The following is a 16861-nucleotide window of genomic DNA, read 5'->3' as shown; positions in this document are numbered from 1 at the left end:
GGCGGCAGCGCTCCGGTGGGGGCCGACGCCTCGTCGCCGGGCGCGGGTGCGGGCGAGGGCACGCAGCCTGTGCGGGGCTCGGCTTCCTTCCACGAGATGTGGCGGGAGCTGCTCCCCGTCGGCCGCCACCCCGAATCCCGCGGCTACCGGCGCTTCGCCTGGACCGGCGCCGATGCCGAGTGCCGGGCGTGGTTCCGGGAGCAGGCCGAGGCGCGTGGCCTGGTCCACGAGGTCGACCGGAACGGCAACCAGTGGGCCTGGCTCGGGGATCCCGCCGCCGGGGATGCCGTCGTCACCGGGTCGCATCTGGACTCCGTGCCGGACGGCGGGGCCTTCGACGGTCCCCTCGGCGTGGTGTCCTCCTTCGCCGCGCTCGACGAACTCCGCCGCAGGGGAGCGGAGTTCACCAGGCCCCTCGCCATCGTCAACTTCGGGGACGAGGAGGGCGCCCGGTTCGGACTCGCCTGTGTCGGGTCACGGCTCACCGCCGGACACCTCACCGTCGAGCAGGCGCACCGGCTGACCGACGGGGACGGGACCACCCTGCCCCGGGCCATGGAGGCCGCCGGCTACGACCCCGACGCCATCGGGGCCGACCCCGAGCGGCTCGCCCGTATCGGCGCCTTCGTCGAACTGCACGTCGAACAGGGCCGGGCGCTGGACCTGTCCGGCGACCGGGTCGGCGTCGCCAGCGCCATCTGGCCGCACGGACGCTGGCGGTTCGACTTCCGGGGCGAGGCCAACCACGCCGGCACGACCCGGCTGGCCGACCGCCGCGACCCCATGCTGTCGTACGCCGAGACCGTGCTCGCCGCCCGCCGCGAGGCCGAACTCGCCGGTGCCGTCGCCACCTTCGGCAAGATCGCCGTCGAGCCGAACGGCGTCAACGCCATCCCCTCCCTGGTGCGCGGCTGGCTCGACTCCCGCGCCGCCGACCAGGCCACCCTCGACACCGTCGTCGGCGGCATCGAGAAGGCGGCCCGGGAGTACGCGCAGGCGCACGGCATCGATCTCGACGTGGTCCGGGAGTCCTTCACCCCGGTCGTCGAGTTCGACCACGCCCTGCGGGACGAACTGGGCCGCATCCTCGGCCGGGAGACCGGCCTCACCGTGCCCGTCCTGGGTACCGGTGCCGGACACGACGCCGGGATCCTCTCCGGGAGCATCCCGACCGCGATGCTGTTCGTGCGCAACCCCACCGGTGTCTCGCACTCCCCGGCCGAGTCCGCCGCCGAGGACGACTGCGTGGCCGGGGTGAGCGCGCTCGCCGACGTACTGGAAGGGCTGGCCTGCGGGTGACGACACGGACGACGTACTGGTTGGAGTACGCCTGGCTGGACACGCACGTCGAGCCGGGTGTCGCCGTGGAGGTGGCGGACAGCCGGATCACCGCCGTCCGCACGGACACCCCCGCCCCGCCGCCGGGAGCCGAGATCCTGCGCGGTCTCACCCTCCCCGGCCTGGCCAACGCCCACTCGCACGCCTTCCACCGCGCCCTGCGCGGCACGGTCCAGGTGGGCTCCGGGACCTTCTGGACCTGGCGCGAGCTGATGTACTCCATCGCCGACCGGCTGACCCCGGAGACCTATCACGCGCTCGCCCGCGCGGTGTACGCCGAGATGGCGCTGGCGGGCATCGCCTGCGTCGGCGAGTTCCACTACGTGCACCACGCCCCCGGCGGCATCCCGTACGCCGACCCCAACGCCATGGGCGAGGCGCTGATCGCGGCCGCCGCCGACGCCGGTGTCCGCATCACCCTCCTGGACACCGCCTACCTCTCCGCGGGCATTCTGAGCGAGCACCGTGGCGAGCCGCCCAACGCCCACCAGTCGCGCTTCTCCGACGGCAGCGCGGAGGCCTGGGCCGCACGCTGTTCCGTTCTCAAGGAACGCGATCACGCACGGATCGGGGCCGCGATCCACTCCGTACGGGCCGTGCCCGCCGGCCAGCTGGCCACTGTGGCCCGCTGGGCCGAGGAGCGGCGGGCCCCGCTCCACGTGCACCTGTCCGAGCAGACGGCGGAGAACGACGCCTGCCTGGCCGCCCACGGCCGCACCCCCACCCGCCTGCTCGCCGACCACGGCGTCCTCGGCCCGCGCACCACCGGCGTGCACAACACCCACCTCACCGAGGAGGACATCGCGCTGCTCGGCGGCTCCGGCACCGGCACCTGCATGTGCCCGACGACCGAGCGGGACCTGGCCGACGGCATCGGACCGGCCGTCGCCCTCCAGCGGGCGGGCTCGCCGCTCTCCCTCGGCTCCGACAGCCACGCCGTCATCGACCTGTTCGAAGAGGCACGTGCGATGGAGCTCAACGAGCGGCTGCGCACCCGCACCCGGGGCCACTGGACGGCCGCCGCCCTGCTGCGCGCCGCCTCCGTCGACGGCCACGCTGCACTCGGCTGGCAGGACGCGGGCGCCATCGGGCGCGGCATGCTCGCCGACCTGACGACGATCGCGCTGGACTCGGTCAGAACGGCGGGGCCACTGCCCCGGCTGGGCGCCGAGACGGCCGTATTCGCGGCGACGGGAGCGGACGTACGGCACACCGTCGTGGGCGGGCGGCACGTTGTACGAGACGGCGCGCACACCCTCGTCCCCGATGTGCCGCAAGCCCTCGCGCGGGCCGTCGAAGCCCTCCGCGCCTGACGACCACCCACGAGGACACCATGAGCAGCAGCACCGTCATCACCAACATCGCCACGCTGGTCACCAACGACCCCTCCCTGGGTGACAACTCCCCTCTCGGTCTGATCCAGGACGCGGCCGTCGTCATCGACGGCGACCGTGTCGTGTGGACCGGTGAATCCAGCAAAGCACCCGCCACTGACAAGCGGGTCGACGCGGGCGGCCGGGCGGTGCTGCCGGGCTTCGTGGACTCGCACTCCCACCTGGTCTTCGCGGGCGACCGCACCCAGGAGTTCAACGCCCGGATGTCCGGGCGCTCGTACACCGCGGGCGGCATCCGCACGACGGTCGCCGCGACCCGCGCGGCGACCGACGAGGAACTGGAGCGCAACCTCACCCGCTATCTCGCCGAGGCCCTCCGCCAGGGCACCACCACCTTCGAGACGAAGTCGGGCTACGGCCTGACGGTCCAGGACGAGGCCCGGGCCCTGCGCATCGCCGCCGCCCACACCGACGAGGTGACCTACCTCGGCGCCCACATCGTCTCCCCGGACTACGCCGACGACCCGGCGGCCTACGTCTCCCTGGTCACCGGCGAGATGCTCGACGCCTGTGCCCCGTACGCCCGTTGGGTCGACGTCTTCTGCGAGAAGGGCGCCTTCGACGGCGACCAGGCCCGCGCGATCCTCACGGCGGGCAGGGCGAAGGGCCTGACCCCGCGCATCCACGCCAACCAGCTCTCCTACGGCCCCGGCGTGCAGCTGGCCGTCGAACTCGACGCGGCGAGCGCCGACCACTGCACCCACCTCACGGACGCGGACGTGGACGCCCTGGCCAACGGCTCGACGGTTGCCACCCTCCTTCCGGGGGCCGAGTTCTCCACCCGGGCCCAGTGGCCGGACGCCCGGCGCCTCCTGGACGCGGGGGTGACCGTGGCCCTGTCCACGGACTGCAACCCGGGCTCCTCCTTCACCTCCTCCGTCCCGTTCTGCGTCGCGCTGGCCGTCCGGGACATGGGCATGACCCCGGACGAGGCGGTGTGGTCGGCGACGGCGGGCGGCGCGCGCGCCCTGCGGCGGGACGACATCGGCCGGCTCACTCCGGGCGCCTACGCCGACCTGACCCTGCTGGACGCCCCCAGTCACGTCCACCTGGCCTACCGGCCGGGCGTTCCGCTGGTCGCCGGGGTGTGGCGCAGGGGCGTCCGGGCCGTCGGCTGAGTCAGCTCGCCCCGGCCCGCCAGAGCTGGGCCGTGCCGTCGTCCACCGGGTCCAGGGAGAGCTGGTCGTCGCCGTCCGGGGTGAGGGCCGTCTCGATGGCGGTCTCCGGGCGGATCTCGCCGTCGGAGAGGACCGTGAAGCGCAGGTTGCCGCCGTGGTCGCCGTCCACCGACGAGCACGTCCAGATGCCCACGCCCTTGTCGACCGAACCCCGGCTGTCCAGGCAGAAGTCGGGGTCCGCGGCGGACTGCAGCACGCCCCGCTCGGTGTCGACCCGCCAGCGTTGGGTGGCGGAGCCGGAGCAGGTGGCCGTGACGACGTCGGTGCCGTTGTCGAAGTCGCCGTCCCGGACGTCCAGGCAGCGGCCGGTGGCGGCGTTCACGACCTGGGCGTAGCCGGCGCCCGGCGGCTTCGGGGCGGGTGACGGGGGCGGCGCGGCGGAGTGCGTCGGGGTCGGGGTGGGCGTCGCGGTCGGGGTCCGTGCCGGGGCCGGGCTGTGCGACGGCTTCGTGGGGGAGGGCGGCGGGGAGAGGGTCGCCGTCGCCGTCACGGTCACCTGGGGGGTGGCGGCCGGGGTCGCGGCCGCCGGACCGCCGGGGTGCGCGGCTGGGCGGGTCAGCAGCACCAGCAGCAGCGGTACGAGGGCCACGCCCAGCGCCGTGGAGGTCAGCAGGACGCGGCGGGACGGGGACCGTCGGCCGTGCTCCGGACCGGGCCCGGCGGGAGCCTGCGCCGGGATCTCCTGCCGTGCGTAGGCGGCTCCGCCCCAGGGCAGCAGGCCCTCCGCCAGGGCCGTGCGCGGACTGTCGCGGAGCGCGGTCAGGTCCTCGAACGCGGCCGTGCAGTGCGGGCAGTGGGCCATGTGCGCATGCAGGTCGGGGCTGTGCCGCGGGTTCTCCGGGCGCACCGACTCCTCGATGAGCCGGCGGAAGTCCGCGCAGCGGGCGTCGTCGGAGGCGGCCAGACGGCTGCGCAGACAGGCCTGCGTCAGCGACTGGAGCGCGGGCGGGGTGTCGTACCGGACGTCCTCGGGGGTCAGACCGAGGTGGGTGGCGGTCCTGGCCGGGGGTTCCTGGTCCAGTACGCCGTACCAGATCAGGCCCTGGGTGCGGGAGGACAGGGACTGGAAGGCCGCGAGCAGTGGCGGGGCGGGCGGGGCGGGGCTGCCCGTCGAGTTCAGGACCAGGAGGAGGGTCGGGTCCAGCGCGGCGGAGCGTTCGTCGTGCGCCCACTCGGCGGCCAGCCGCGCGGTCAGCAGGAGCAGGTGGTGGCGGAGGGGGACGACCGGCTCGGCACCGCGCGCGATGTCCCGGGCGGCGGTGGTGAAGGTCTGCGCGGTGAGCCGGTGGGCCGCCGCGTCGCCGGCCGTGCAGAGCCGGGCGTGACCGAGGACCGGTGCGTGATGGCGGGCGCGCAGTTCCTGGAGGGCCGGGTAGGCGGTGGCGGCGGGCCCGCGCAGGAGTTCGGTCAGGCGCCCGTCCGAGAGCGGGTCGGCTGAGGGCGGGCCGGCCGAGGGCGGGTTGTCCTGGACCATGCTGCACCCCTTCGCGCCGGCCCGCCGTGGGCCCGTCCCTGCTGACGTACCGGCCAGTTTGGGGTGTGGGCGGGGCGCGGGGGAGGCCTTTGGCGAAAAGAGACGGCCGGGAATCGCCCCTCCGGGGGTGCAGGCGTACAGGGGCGTGGTGGCCGGGCCCGGAACACGGCTGCGGGCGCGTGGGACGACCGGTCCCCACGCGCCCGCAGCCGTACGAATCCGGGGCACCGCGCCCGTCACTCGTCCAGCGTCAGCGCCTTCCGCAGCTGCACCAGAGTGCGGGAGAGCAGCCGGGACACGTGCATCTGCGAGATGCCCAGTTCCTCGCCGATCTCCGACTGGGTCAGACCGCCGACGAAGCGCAGCGAGAGGATCCTGCGGTCCCTGGACGGGAGTTCGGCGATCAGCGGCTTCAGGGACTCGATGTACTCGATGCCTTCGAGGCCGTGGTCCTCGTAGCCGATGCGGTCCGCCAGGGCGCCCTCGGACTCGTCCTCGTCCGCCTGTGCGTCCAGGGAGGAGGCCGTGTAGGCGTTGGAGGCGGCCATGCCCTCGACGATCTCTTCGTTCGAGAGGCCGAGGCGCTCCGCGAGTTCCGTGACCGTGGGGGCGCGGTCCAGCTTCTGGGCCAGCTCGTCGCCGGCCTTGGCGAGGTCGAGACGCAGCTCCTGGAGGCGGCGCGGGACCCGTACCGACCACGACGTGTCGCGGAAGAAACGCTTGATCTCGCCGATGATGGTGGGCATCGCGAAAGTGGGGAACTCGACGCCGCGGGAGAGTTCGAAGCGGTCGATCGCCTTGATCAGGCCGATCGTGCCGACCTGGATGATGTCCTCCATCGGCTCGCTGCGGGAGCGGAACCGGGAGGCGGCGAACTTGACGAGCGCGAGGTTCAGCTCGACGAGGGTGTTGCGTACGTACGAGTAGGCGTGCGTGCCTTCCTCCAGCGACTCCAGCCGCTCGAAGAGGGTCTTGGACAGGGCTCTCGCGTCGACCGCGTCGACCTCGTCGTACGGGGGGATCTCCGGGAGGTCGAGCCCCGCGACGGATCCCTCGATGGCATCCAGTTGTTCCGGTGGGGGTGTCGACGTCGCCGTCCGGGTATGCGATGCGTCGAGCCGGGGTGACATGGTGTCCTCCATCGTTCTCGGCATAAGGCTGCCGAAGCCGTGCGTGCACTGCGGAGTGCGGCGCCTCCAAAGCCGGCCGTGTCGGTTTTCGTGTCCGTACTAGGCCTACCCGCTCCGTCGAGCCACTCGCAAGTCCGTTCTATTATCATTTGTCCGTTTGTGAGAGGTTGTTCGGGTGTCGGAGTCCGTGCAGAAGGCGTAATGTTCGAGGGCGTCGACACGGCGTTCGGCAGACATCGGTGGGCATCGTCAGACATCGGTCAGACGATGGCAGAAGCGGTCACGACCTCGGGAGAGAGACGGCAATGGACCACGGGACGGTCGGCAGCGCACAGTCGGGCCGGCTTCTGGTGGAAGTGCGGGAAGAGGGCTCCAGCGCTGTCGTGATTCCGGCGGGTGAGCTCGATCACCACACCGCCGATCTGCTGCGCGAGCCGCTCGACGATCTCCTCGACAAGGGGTTCTCGCGCCTTGTCGTCGACTGCTCACGCCTTGAGTTCTGTGACTCCACCGGGCTGAACGTGCTGCTCGGTGCCCGGCTTCGTGCCGAGGCCGCCGGAGGCCGGGTGCACCTCGCCGGGATGCTGCCCGTCGTCGCCCGGGTCTTCGAGATCACGGGGGCCGAAGCGGTCTTCACCGTCCATGACTCGGTCGAGGCGGCCCTGGCCGGGGAAGCCGGCTCGGCCGGCGACGAGACCTGAGTCCTTGACCGGTGTTCGCAACCGGTGGGTGTCCCGGCGGATCGCCCGGGCAGGAGAGATCTGTCGGCGGCCGACGGTCCAGGGTCGAGTGGGCCGCACCGACAGGTCCGTACGAAGTGCAGCAACGCGAAATTTTTTGAATTGTGAACCGGTGAAACGGTGAGGTGAAGCGCTGATGAGCACCACCCGGCCTTACCCGCCGGGCGACCGCGGCCCGGAGACCAGCGGCGTTTCCGGGATGTCCGAGGCGGCGGCGTCCGACGTGCCGCCCGCCTCGTCGGGGGGTCGTCAGGTCCGCAGGCTGCGCCTTGTGGGGGAGAGCGGGGTGGTACCGCTCGCCCGCGACTTCACCCGCCAGGCGTTGTACGCGTGGGGCTGGCTGCCGGCCGAGACGGCCGACCGCAGAGCCGCCGCCGAGGACGTCCTGCTCGTCGTCTCGGAGCTCGTCACCAACGCGTGCCTGCATGCGGAGGGGCCGGACGAGCTGTTCCTGGCCTGCGACAACAAGGTGATCCGGGTGGAGGTGTCCGACCGGGGGGCCGGGCAGCCGGCGCCGCGGACCCCGCACCGGGCGGGGCGGCCGGGGGGGCACGGGATGTTCATCGTGCAGCGGCTGTGCCTGGACTGGGGGGTCGTACGGGCGTCCGGAGAGGCCGGAAAGACGGTCTGGGCGGAGTTGGGGGCGCCGGCGTAGGCGTACGGCCTGCGCAGAACGGTGCCGCCCCGCGGCCGCCGGCCCGTCCCGCCCGTCCCCGCAGTTCTCGCGCCCCCCTGTGGGGCGCTTCGGCATCCCCACACTTCTGCCACTCCCTTTCTCTTCCCTCCTCATGAGGCCCGGCGTACCTTGACGGCCGAATCTGATACCTCGTCAGTAGCGAATGGGGTGGACCGACCGTGTCGTCGTACCCGAAACGCACCGCCGTGCTCGCGTCCGCCGCCGCCCTGGCCGGCTCGGCGGTGCTGCTCGCCGCCCCGGCGGCGCACGCCACCGTCGTCGACGTCAACTACGCCTGCAAGACGCCGATCGGCGACAAGAGCGCCGTCTCCCCGATCGACATCAAGGGCGTCAGGAGCGGCAGCGGTTACAAGATCACGATGTCCTGGCAGAAGGGCGTCTCCTCCAGCCCCGTCGAACTCGGCAAGGGCGCCATGAACCCGAGCGCCACCATCAAGCTCGGCGGCGCCGACAGCGGGACCCTGAACGTGACCGGCTCGCCCAACCAGGCGGCGATACCCGCCAACACCCCCATCAAGATCAACGACCTGAGCGGCACCTACACGCCGAAGAAGACCGGCAAGGTGACCTTCACGGCGGGCATCCTCACCATCAAGGCGCTCGGTACGACGACGACCTGCACCCCCGGCAACAGCCCCGGCCCGTCCCTGACGCTGGACGTGACCGCCGCGAGCGGGGGCGCGTCCACGGGATCGACCGGCTCCGACTCGTCGTCCGGGGGCACCGGCGCCGACTCCGCGGGCACCCTCCCGAAGACCGGCCCCGAGGACTCGTTCGTCGCGCTCGGGACCCTCGGCGGCACCGTGCTGCTCGCGGGCGCGGCCGGCGCCCTGTGGCTGACCCGGCGGAAACAGCCCGTACGCCGCTGACCCCCGGGGTCCGACCGCTGGAGCCGCCCATGCCGTCCGCCCAGTTCGCCGTCCGTGTGCTCGGCCTCGCCGTGCCGGCCCTGCTGACCGTGCTCGCCACCGCCCCGCACGCGGCGGCGGCCGGGAGCTGGTCGCTCGCGCCCGCGGGCGGCGGCCGCCCGTCCTTCTACGCCGAGGGCGCCCCCGGGGCCGTTCTCCAGGACACCGTGTCGGTGACCAACCGCGGCGGGCACCCGGTCACGGTACGGCTGTCCGGCACCGGCGTCCGCGTCACCTTCGCCGGGGCGGGGGTCCGCGTCCCCGCCCGCACCCGGGCCGACGTCCCCTTCACGTTGACCGTGCCGGCCGGCGCGGCGCCCGGCGACCGCGCGGGCACGCTCGTCGCGAAGGACACCGACGGCCGCACCGCCACCGTCCGGGTCCGGCTGCGCGTCGGCGGACCCACCCTGACCGCGCTGACCGTCGAACATGTCGCCGTCCACGGTGACCGCATCACCTACCAGCTGGTCAACCGGGGCACGACCGTCCTCGTACCGCGGCTCGCGGTGCACGCGGAGGGTGTCTTCGGCCGGGGCCTGCTCGACCGGCCCCCGCGCACCCTCCCGGTCCGCCTCGCGCCGGGCAGCCGTACCGGACTCAGCGAGCCCTGGCCCGGCCACCCGGCACTGGACGCGGTCGACGTCCGGCTGACGGTGACGGCGGCCGGCGGCGCACACGACACGGCGGGCGCCGGGGCGCGGTTCGTGCCCTGGGGCGCGGTCGCGGGCTTCGCGGGCGCGCTGGCGGCGGGCACCGCCGTGACGGTCGTACGGCTGCGCGGGTGCCGACGCGGACGCGTGCCCGAACCCCATTTTACGGAGGCCGAGTTGACGGGAGCGGCGAGGTGAGAGCGCGTGCGATCGCGATATCGACGGCGCTGGCGGCGGTGTTCGCACTGCTCCTGACGCCCCTGGCCGCGGCCGCCGGCGGGCCGGCCGTCAAGGTCTCCGAGCCGCAGGCCGGCACCGGCGGTTCGGTCACCGTCAGCGGCACCGGCTGGCGGCCGCACACCCTGCTGATGATGCTGATCTGCGGCCAGGCCACGCCCGCCCGGGGCGTGATCGGCGGCACCAACTCCTGCGCCAACGCCGACGGCCGCGCCGTCACCACCGACGCGAACGGCGGCTTCGGCAGGCGACTCCCGGTCAGTGAACCGCCGGTACCCTGCCCCTGTGTGGTGCACGTGGCCACCGTGACGGGTGCGAAGGCCGACGCGGACGCCGTGTTCCAGGTGGCCGGGCACCCCGTGAAGGCACTGCCCGCCGAGCCCACCGGCGGACGCCTCTCGATGCTCACCGACACCCGCCTCGACGGCTCCTCGGGTCTGCTGACCTGGTTCGGCGCACCCCCCTCCCGCACCCTCGTCTTCACCATCGGCAACGCGGGCTCGACCACCCTTCAGGACCCCGTCTTCCAGGTCGGCACCGCACACGGCGTGTTCGCCCCCCAGTGGGACGAGCAGCAGTGGCGCGGCACCCTCGCCCCCGGCAAGAAGGCGCAGATCAAGCTGCCCGTCGAACTCTCCGCCGGGGCGCACGGCGACTACACCGTCTCCCTCAGGTACGACGGCACGGTCCTCGCCGAGCAGCCGTGGGGCGTCGGCCGTCCCTGGGGCGTGACCCTGTTCTGGATCCTGCTCTGCGTGGTCGTACCGGCCGCCGTCTTCCGCATCGGCATGGCGGTGGTGGACCGGGTACGACCGCCCCGCGCGGGCGGCATCCGCCACCGGGGCGTGCACCGCCCGACCCTGCGCCTGCCGCGCCTGCGCGCGCCCGAGCCCGCGCCCGACACGACCTCGACCCTGCCGTGGTTCACCCCGGACAGCGATCCGGGCACGGCGGCCGGCCGGCTCTCCGCACCGCACGACGACAGTCCCACGAGTCCCACGACTCCCACCAGGAAGGGAACCACGTGACCATGCGAAGGAGAGTGACACCGGTCAGAGCGGGTGCGGCGGCGGCCGCGCTGGTCCTCGGCGGCGCGGGCCTGCTGCTGGGCGCGGCTGCCGGGACGGCACAGGCCGCCGAGGTGTCGTTCGCGACCCACTGCGTCCCGCCCGCCGGGGTCGCCGACCCCGTCGACGGGACCACGAAGGTGGAGATCACCGCACCCGCCACCGCGAAGGTCGGCGACACGGTCGACATCACCTGGAAGTTCGTGCAGGCCGCGTCCAAGAACCCGGACATCATCGACCTGCCCGCGAACTCGGTCCAGCCGTCCGGCACGCTCAAGGCGGCCGGCGCCCAGAGCGCCGACGTCGCCGTGCAGGGGCCGCGCGAGAACCCGGCGATCCCCAAGGGCGGCGACATGGTGCTGTCCGACATGACGGGCACCCTGAAGCTGACCTCGCCCGGCGAGGTGACGCTCACCCCGGACGGATACAAGGTCAACGCGTTCGGCACGGACACCGTGTGCACGCCGTCGGCGACCGTTCCGAAGGCGGCGACGATCGAGGTGACCGGCAGCGGTTCCAGCGGGTCGCCGACACCGACCGGCACCGGCTCGGCCTCTCCGTCGGCCTCGGTGAGCCCCTCCGACTCGCCGTCGCAGTCCGCGTCGCCGTCCCCGTCCGTCTCGTCCTCCGACGGCACGGGCTCCGGCCAGACCGACTTCACGGGCAAGGAGGTACAGGTCCCCTACGCCTGCAAGACGCCCATCGGCGACAAGAACGCGACCTCGCCGGTGCAGATCAACGCCAGGAAGAACGGCGGGAGTTTCGATCTCACGGTGCAGTTCAACGGGTCGGTGATGGACAGCCCCGCGGACATCCCGGCGGACTCGGTGAAACCGTCGATGGAGGTGGTCCTGGGCGGCGCCGACAAGGGCACGGTCCATGTGGAGGGCCCCACCAACTCCGCCCCGATCAAGTCCGGCGACCCGATCGAGATCCCGGACCTGACGGGCACCTACAAGCCGGGTGCGAGCGGCACGTCGACGCTCTCGCCGGGCGTCCTGACGGTCAACGCCCTCGGTACGACGACGACCTGCACGCCGACCAAGTCGGAGGTGTCGTTGACGCTGGACACGAGCGAGCAGGCGAGCGGGGCGTCGGGGGGTTCGTCGACGTCCGGCGGCTCGGCGGGCGGTTCGAGCAGCGGCGGCGGCCTCGCGGAGACCGGCGACAGCAGCAACGGCGCGGTGAAGGCGCTGGGCCTGGTGGCGGGAACGGCCATCCTGCTGGGTGGCGCGGTCTTCACGTTCATGCCTCGAAAGAGGACGCGGTGATGCCTTAGAGGCGCCGGGCTGCATTGATATGCGGCTCCGCCGCGTGGGCGCGACCAGCCACGTCGGGCGGGCAGCCGGAACACGAGAGGGCCACCCCATTCCGGAGAATGCGGTGGCCCTCTGTCAGAAGACGATCAGTGAACGTCGCCCATGAGCTCCCGGACCTTCTTCCGGTACATGAACACCGCCGCACCGGCGAGCACCGCCAGCGCCGCCTGGAACGCCACGATCCCCGTCTTGTTGAGGTCGACCCCGGCGATGGACAGCAGACCGGTCGTCGCGTCGCCCGCGGTGACCGCGAGGAACCACACGCCCATCATCTGGGACGCGTACTTCGCCGGCGCCATCTTGGTCGTCACGGACAGACCCACCGGAGAGAGCATCAGCTCACCCACGGTCTGCACGAAGTAGATCCCGACCAGCCACAGCGCGGCGGCCTTGTGACCGCCGTCCGCGATCGACAGCGGCGCGACGAACAGCAAGAACGACGCGCCGATCAGCACCAGGCCGCCGGCGAACTTCACGGCCGTGCTCGGCTCCTTGCCGCGCCGCGCCATCGCCAGCCACGCCCAGGCGAAGACCGGCGCGAGCGCCATGATCATGACCGGGTTGACGGACTGGTACCAGGAGACCGGGAAGTTCCAGCCGAAGATGGTGTTCTTGGCGGAGGCGTCGGCGAACAGGGAGACGGTCGAGCCGCCCTGGTCGTAGATCATCCAGAACACGGCCGCGGCCACGAAGAACCAGATGTACGCGCTCATCTTGGACTGCTCGGCGCGGTCCAGGTCCTTGTCGCGCTTGATGCGGGCGATGACGACGACCGGGATCAGCAGACCGGCGACGGTGATCGGGACCAGCAGCCAGTTCAGCGTGTAGACGCCGGAGACACCCACGACGACGTAGAAGACCGCGGCGACGGCGGCCCAGAAGCCGGCCTTCGTCAGCGTCGCCTTCTTCTCCGCCGCGGACAGCGGCGTCGGGACGATGTCCGAACGCGAGCTCAGGTGCCGCGTGCCGAGCAGGAACTGGGCGAGACCCAGCGCCATGCCGAGCGCGGCCAGCGCGAAGCCCAGGTGCCAGTTGTAGTTCTCGCCGACCGTGCCGATGACCAGCGGCGCGGCGAAGGCGCCCACGTTGATGCCGATGTAGAAGAGCGTGAAGCCACCGTCACGGCGCGGGTCGTCCGGACCGTCGTACAGGTGACCCACCATCGTGGAGATGTTGGCCTTCAGCAGGCCTGACCCTATGGCGACCAGACCGAGACCCGCGAAGAACGTCCCCGAGCCGGGCAGCGCCAGCGTCAGGTGGCCGAGCATGATGATCACGCCCGCGACGGCGACCGTCTTGCGGGGGCCGAGCACACGGTCGGCGAACCACCCGCCCGGCAGCGCGAGCAGGTACACGAGCGACAGGTACACCGAGTAGATCGCCGTCGCGGTGGCCGCGGTCATGTGCAGGCCGCCGGGAGCGACCAGGTACAGCGGAAGCAGGGCCTTCATGCCGTAGTAGGAGAAACGCTCCCACATCTCGGTCATGAAGAGGGTGGCCAGTCCGCGGGGGTGGCCGAAGAAGGTCTTCTCGGAACCGGGGGTGCCCGGTCGGACCGAGTCCTTCGTCAGGCTGGACGCCATGGGTCGTTCCTTGCTGCTCGGGACGCGCGGTGGGGCTGTGCGCGCCCGTGGGGGGAGCGGCCGGCACCGGCGGGTCGGACCGTCCAACCCCACGCCCGGGGGGAGTCCACCCCGGACCACGGAGCGGGGGACGGCGACCACCGGGATCCACGCCCCGTGACGCTGTGTCGCGTCCGGAGCCCGGCCAGAGGTCATTCCTTTCGAGGCCGGCCTGGGCCGACCCGCACACAAAAGAGACCTTCAGTGTCAAGAAGCCCACCAAAGGTCCCCGGGTGTACTACAGGCGTTCACGTCACTGTACGTCAGGACACTGGCGGATATGGAAGGACTTGAGACACGGATCACAGGTGTCGCGGGAACCGTGCACCCGCTTTCGAAGGCCCGTCCTCCCGTCTCACCTCTCGCCCACAGGTTCGTACCACTGTGCCCCAAGGTAAGAATCCCGGGCGCCCATCACACCCCGGCACAGCGCGTAATCGGACTACCATCACCTCATGACCCGTGTACTGCTCGCCGAGGACGACGCGTCCATTTCGGAGCCGCTGGCCCGCGCACTGCGCCGGGAAGGTTACGAGGTCGAGGTGCGCGAGGACGGACCCACCGCGCTCGACGCCGGAATGCAGGGCGGCATCGACCTGGTCGTGCTCGACCTCGGGCTGCCCGGCATGGACGGCCTGGAGGTCGCGCGCCGGCTGCGTGCCGAGGGCCACGCGGTACCGATCCTCATCCTGACCGCGCGGGCCGACGAGGTGGACACCGTCGTCGGTCTGGACGCGGGTGCCGACGACTACGTGACCAAGCCCTTCCGGCTCGCCGAACTGCTCGCCCGGGTGCGGGCGCTGCTCCGCCGCGGCGCCGCCGAGCCCGCGCAGCCGCCGGCCACGCACGGGGTGCGGATCGACGTCGAGTCGCACCGGGCCTGGATGGGGGACGAGGAACTCCAGCTCACCGCGAAGGAGTTCGACCTGCTGCGGGTGCTGGTACGGGACGCCGGGCGAGTGGTCACCCGTGACCAGTTGATGCGCGAGGTCTGGGACACGACGTGGTGGTCGTCGACGAAGACGCTCGACATGCACATCTCGTGGCTGCGCAAGAAGCTCGGCGACGACGCGGCGAACCCGCGGTACATCGCTACGGTGCGTGGTGTCGGGTTCCGTTTCGAGAAGAGCTAGGTCGGCTACGCGCGTTGCGCCGTGGCCGGCTGGTGCGGTGTGCGCGACCGACCGTCACGGCGGGCCGGTCGCGCACACGCGGCGGAGCCGCACATGTTTGCACCCCGCGCCCCTTTCGGGGCGCTGACGTGGCCGTTTCCCGGAGAGTGCCGTGCGTCGTCGTCTGATCCAGTCCACCCTCGCCGTCGTGCTGGTCGTCATCGCCGTCTTCGGCGTGTCTCTCGTCATCGTCGAGTCGCGGACCATCAGCAACAGCGCCCAGGAGCGCGTCGACTCCGAGGCGCTCCGGCTCGCCAGCATCGTCGACAGCCGCATCCTCGGGGACGAGGACGTCACCGCCGAGATACTGCACAGCCAGGTCGGCAAGGACCAGTACGCCGTCATCCGCATCCCGGGCAAGGCGCCGATCGAGCTCGGGGCCAGGCCCGAGGGCGACGTCATCCACTACACCGCCGACGGTGAGGAGGGCGAGACGGTCACCGTCCAGGAGCCGCGGTCCACGGTGACCCGCGAGGTCGGCCGTACGCTGCTGATCATCGGGGCCGTCGCGCTGCTCGCCGTGATCGCCGCCGTGCTGCTGGCCATCCGCCAGGCCAACCGGCTCGCCTCCCCGCTCACCGACCTCGCCGAGACCGCCGAGCGGCTGGGCTCCGGCGACCCGCGCCCGCGGCACAAGCGGTACGGCGTCCCGGAGCTGGACCGGGTCGCCGACGTGCTGGACTCCTCCGCCGAGCGGATCGGGCGGATGCTCACCGCCGAGCGGCGGCTGGCCGCGGACGCCTCCCACCAGCTGCGCACGCCCCTCACCGCCCTGTCCATGCGCCTTGAGGAGATCACCCTCACCGACGACCCGGACATCGTGAAGGAGGAGGCGAATGTCGCGTTGACGCAGGTGGAGCGGTTGACCGACGTCGTGGAGCGGCTGCTGACGAACTCCCGCGACCCGCGTACCGGCTCGGCCGTCACCTTCGACCTGGACGAGGTCATCCAACAGCAGCTCGCCGAGTGGCGGCCCGCCTACCGCAGCTCCGGCCGGGCGATCGTCAGCTCGGGCAAGCGGCATCTGCGGGCGGTGGGCACCCCCGGCGCGGTCGCGCAGGTGCTCGCCGCGCTGATCGAGAACTCGCTGATGCACGGCGGCGGCACGGTCGCCCTGCGCACCCGGGTCACCGGCAACCAGGCGGTCGTGGAGGTGACCGACGAGGGGGCCGGGGTGCCCGCCGACCTCGGCAACCGGATCTTCGAGCGGACGATCAGCGGCCGCAACTCCACCGGGATCGGCCTGGCCGTAGCCCGTGACCTCGCGGAGGCGGACGGCGGCCGTCTGGAACTGCTCCAGGCCCAGCCGCCGGTGTTCGGTCTGTTCCTGTCCCGCACACCGCCCGCGCACAAGCCGGCGGACGAGGACCTGCCGACGGTCCGTTAGGGGGTCCAGAAGGGGTCAGAAGACCCGCTGCCTGGGCTTGGGCTCCGGGGAGTCGGCGGCCCGCTCCAGGATCGCCTCCGCGTCGGCGACCGTCTCCCGGGCCGGCAGCGCCTTGAACACCCAGGTGCGGTACGACCAGAAGCGGAACAGCGTGGCCACGCCGATGCCGACGAACTTGAAGACGTTGCTCTGCAGCGGGCTGTCCCAGCCGAAGCCGTAGGTCGCCAGGTACAGCAGACCGTTCTCGATCACCAGGCCCACCGCGCTGAACAGCAGGAACAGGGTGAGTTCCTTGGTGCGGCCGCCCTTGTCACGGTCCCGGTACGTCCAGTAGCGGAAGCCCAGGTAGTTGAAGACAATGGCGACGACGGTCGCTATCACGCTCGCCCGCACCACCGGAAGCTCGGTGAGATGCCGGACCAGGTTGAAGACGCCGAGATTGACGAGAATGCCGGCGCCGCCGACGGCGCCGAATTTGGCGACCTCGCGTACGAGCCGTTGCAGCCCCGAGGAACCACGTTCCATGGTTGTGCGGGCTCCCGTCCGTA

General features: G+C 72.2%; 15 protein-coding genes. 11 read left to right on the top strand and 4 right to left on the bottom strand.

What is annotated here, in order from left to right:
* The first annotated feature begins 96 nt into the window (after positions 1-96).
* From ACZ4O3_RS13445 to hutI, 3 genes are read left to right on the top strand one after another with little or no spacing between them, the layout of a single operon-like run.
* Entirely contained in the window at positions 97-1299 is a 1203-nt protein-coding gene (locus tag ACZ4O3_RS13445; RefSeq protein WP_467722431.1) for an allantoate amidohydrolase, read from the top strand.
* The gene (locus ACZ4O3_RS13440; protein ID WP_467722429.1) at positions 1290-2651 is read left to right on the top strand and encodes a formimidoylglutamate deiminase; all 1362 of its coding nucleotides are present in this window, start codon (positions 1290-1292) and stop codon (positions 2649-2651) included. The genes ACZ4O3_RS13445 and ACZ4O3_RS13440 overlap by 10 nt, the downstream gene beginning before the upstream one ends.
* A gap of 20 nt (positions 2652-2671) precedes the next feature.
* Positions 2672-3850: an imidazolonepropionase gene (hutI, locus tag ACZ4O3_RS13435; protein ID WP_467722217.1), complete on the top strand. Its 1179-nt coding sequence runs from the start codon at positions 2672-2674 to the stop codon at positions 3848-3850.
* Position 3851: 1 nt separating this feature from the next.
* On the opposite strand, the gene ACZ4O3_RS13430 is transcribed toward hutI, so the two are convergent.
* Together ACZ4O3_RS13430 and ACZ4O3_RS13425 are read right to left on the bottom strand one after the other, a co-directional pair.
* Positions 3852-5384, bottom strand: a complete 1533-nt coding sequence (locus ACZ4O3_RS13430) for a ricin-type beta-trefoil lectin domain protein (protein WP_467722216.1) — start codon at positions 5382-5384, stop codon at positions 3852-3854.
* Positions 5385-5620: 236 nt separating this feature from the next.
* The gene (locus tag ACZ4O3_RS13425; RefSeq protein ID WP_362720397.1) at positions 5621-6514 is read right to left on the bottom strand and encodes an RNA polymerase sigma factor SigF; all 894 of its coding nucleotides are present in this window, start codon (positions 6512-6514) and stop codon (positions 5621-5623) included.
* Between the two features lie 305 nt (positions 6515-6819).
* Here ACZ4O3_RS13425 and ACZ4O3_RS13420 point away from each other — a divergent pair, with 305 nt between their 5' ends.
* The 6 genes from ACZ4O3_RS13420 to ACZ4O3_RS13395 all read left to right on the top strand — a co-directional run bounded on the left by ACZ4O3_RS13420 (position 6820) and on the right by ACZ4O3_RS13395 (position 12084).
* Positions 6820-7215: an STAS domain-containing protein gene (locus tag ACZ4O3_RS13420; RefSeq protein ID WP_362720395.1), complete on the top strand. Its 396-nt coding sequence runs from the start codon at positions 6820-6822 to the stop codon at positions 7213-7215.
* Between the two features lie 175 nt (positions 7216-7390).
* Complete coding sequence (locus tag ACZ4O3_RS13415; RefSeq protein WP_385002586.1) at positions 7391-7909, top strand: ATP-binding protein; 519 nt, start codon at positions 7391-7393, stop codon at positions 7907-7909.
* Between the two features lie 200 nt (positions 7910-8109).
* Positions 8110-8820 carry an LPXTG cell wall anchor domain-containing protein gene (locus ACZ4O3_RS13410; RefSeq protein WP_467722215.1) on the top strand — a complete coding sequence of 237 codons (711 nt, stop codon included), beginning with the start codon at positions 8110-8112 and terminating at the stop codon, positions 8818-8820.
* Positions 8821-8849: 29 nt separating this feature from the next.
* Positions 8850-9707 carry a COG1470 family protein gene (locus ACZ4O3_RS13405; protein WP_467722214.1) on the top strand — a complete coding sequence of 286 codons (858 nt, stop codon included), beginning with the start codon at positions 8850-8852 and terminating at the stop codon, positions 9705-9707.
* Positions 9704-10774 carry a hypothetical protein gene (locus tag ACZ4O3_RS13400; RefSeq protein WP_362721059.1) on the top strand — a complete coding sequence of 357 codons (1071 nt, stop codon included), beginning with the start codon at positions 9704-9706 and terminating at the stop codon, positions 10772-10774. The genes ACZ4O3_RS13405 and ACZ4O3_RS13400 overlap by 4 nt, the downstream gene beginning before the upstream one ends.
* Positions 10775-10776: 2 nt before the next feature.
* On the top strand, positions 10777-12084 hold the full coding sequence (locus ACZ4O3_RS13395; protein WP_467722213.1) for a hypothetical protein: 1308 nt from the start codon (positions 10777-10779) through the stop codon (positions 12082-12084).
* A 134-nt stretch (positions 12085-12218) separates the two neighbouring features.
* Here ACZ4O3_RS13395 and ACZ4O3_RS13390 read toward each other — a convergent pair whose 3' ends face one another.
* Positions 12219-13715: an oligopeptide:H+ symporter gene (locus ACZ4O3_RS13390; protein WP_467722212.1), complete on the bottom strand. Its 1497-nt coding sequence runs from the start codon at positions 13713-13715 to the stop codon at positions 12219-12221.
* A 494-nt stretch (positions 13716-14209) separates the two neighbouring features.
* Between ACZ4O3_RS13390 and ACZ4O3_RS13385 the strand changes: the two genes are divergently transcribed.
* Complete coding sequence (locus tag ACZ4O3_RS13385) at positions 14210-14887, top strand: response regulator transcription factor (protein ID WP_007382513.1); 678 nt, start codon at positions 14210-14212, stop codon at positions 14885-14887.
* A gap of 151 nt (positions 14888-15038) precedes the next feature.
* Positions 15039-16313, top strand: a complete 1275-nt coding sequence (locus ACZ4O3_RS13380) for an ATP-binding protein (protein WP_362718549.1) — start codon at positions 15039-15041, stop codon at positions 16311-16313.
* A 15-nt stretch (positions 16314-16328) separates the two neighbouring features.
* On the opposite strand, the gene ACZ4O3_RS13375 is transcribed toward ACZ4O3_RS13380, so the two are convergent.
* Positions 16329-16838, bottom strand: a complete 510-nt coding sequence (locus tag ACZ4O3_RS13375) for a GtrA family protein (RefSeq protein WP_362718552.1) — start codon at positions 16836-16838, stop codon at positions 16329-16331.
* Positions 16839-16861: the final 23 nt, after the last annotated feature.

The sequence above is a fragment of the Streptomyces sp. NPDC026515 genome (assembly GCF_055567595.1).
The sequence above is the reverse complement of the archived record's forward strand: the minus strand, read 5'-3'. Positions and strand labels throughout refer to the sequence as shown.

Bases quoted from the DNA above. Each gene is read 5' to 3' on its own strand.
- ACZ4O3_RS13425 (WP_362720397.1), bottom strand. From the start codon at position 6,514: ATGTCACCCCGGCTCGACGCATCGCATACCCGGACGGCGACGTCGACA.
- hutI (WP_467722217.1), top strand. From the start codon at position 2,672: ATGAGCAGCAGCACCGTCATCACCAACATCGCCACGCTGGTCACCAAC.
- ACZ4O3_RS13375 (WP_362718552.1), bottom strand. From the start codon at position 16,838: ATGGAACGTGGTTCCTCGGGGCTGCAACGGCTCGTACGCGAGGTCGCC.
- ACZ4O3_RS13415 (WP_385002586.1), top strand. From the start codon at position 7,391: ATGAGCACCACCCGGCCTTACCCGCCGGGCGACCGCGGCCCGGAGACC.
- ACZ4O3_RS13395 (WP_467722213.1), top strand. From the start codon at position 10,777: ATGCGAAGGAGAGTGACACCGGTCAGAGCGGGTGCGGCGGCGGCCGCG.
- ACZ4O3_RS13385 (WP_007382513.1), top strand. From the start codon at position 14,210: ATGACCCGTGTACTGCTCGCCGAGGACGACGCGTCCATTTCGGAGCCG.
- ACZ4O3_RS13420 (WP_362720395.1), top strand. From the start codon at position 6,820: ATGGACCACGGGACGGTCGGCAGCGCACAGTCGGGCCGGCTTCTGGTG.
- ACZ4O3_RS13430 (WP_467722216.1), bottom strand. From the start codon at position 5,384: ATGGTCCAGGACAACCCGCCCTCGGCCGGCCCGCCCTCAGCCGACCCG.
- ACZ4O3_RS13445 (WP_467722431.1), top strand. From the start codon at position 97: ATGTGGCGGGAGCTGCTCCCCGTCGGCCGCCACCCCGAATCCCGCGGC.
- ACZ4O3_RS13390 (WP_467722212.1), bottom strand. From the start codon at position 13,715: ATGGCGTCCAGCCTGACGAAGGACTCGGTCCGACCGGGCACCCCCGGT.
- ACZ4O3_RS13405 (WP_467722214.1), top strand. From the start codon at position 8,850: ATGCCGTCCGCCCAGTTCGCCGTCCGTGTGCTCGGCCTCGCCGTGCCG.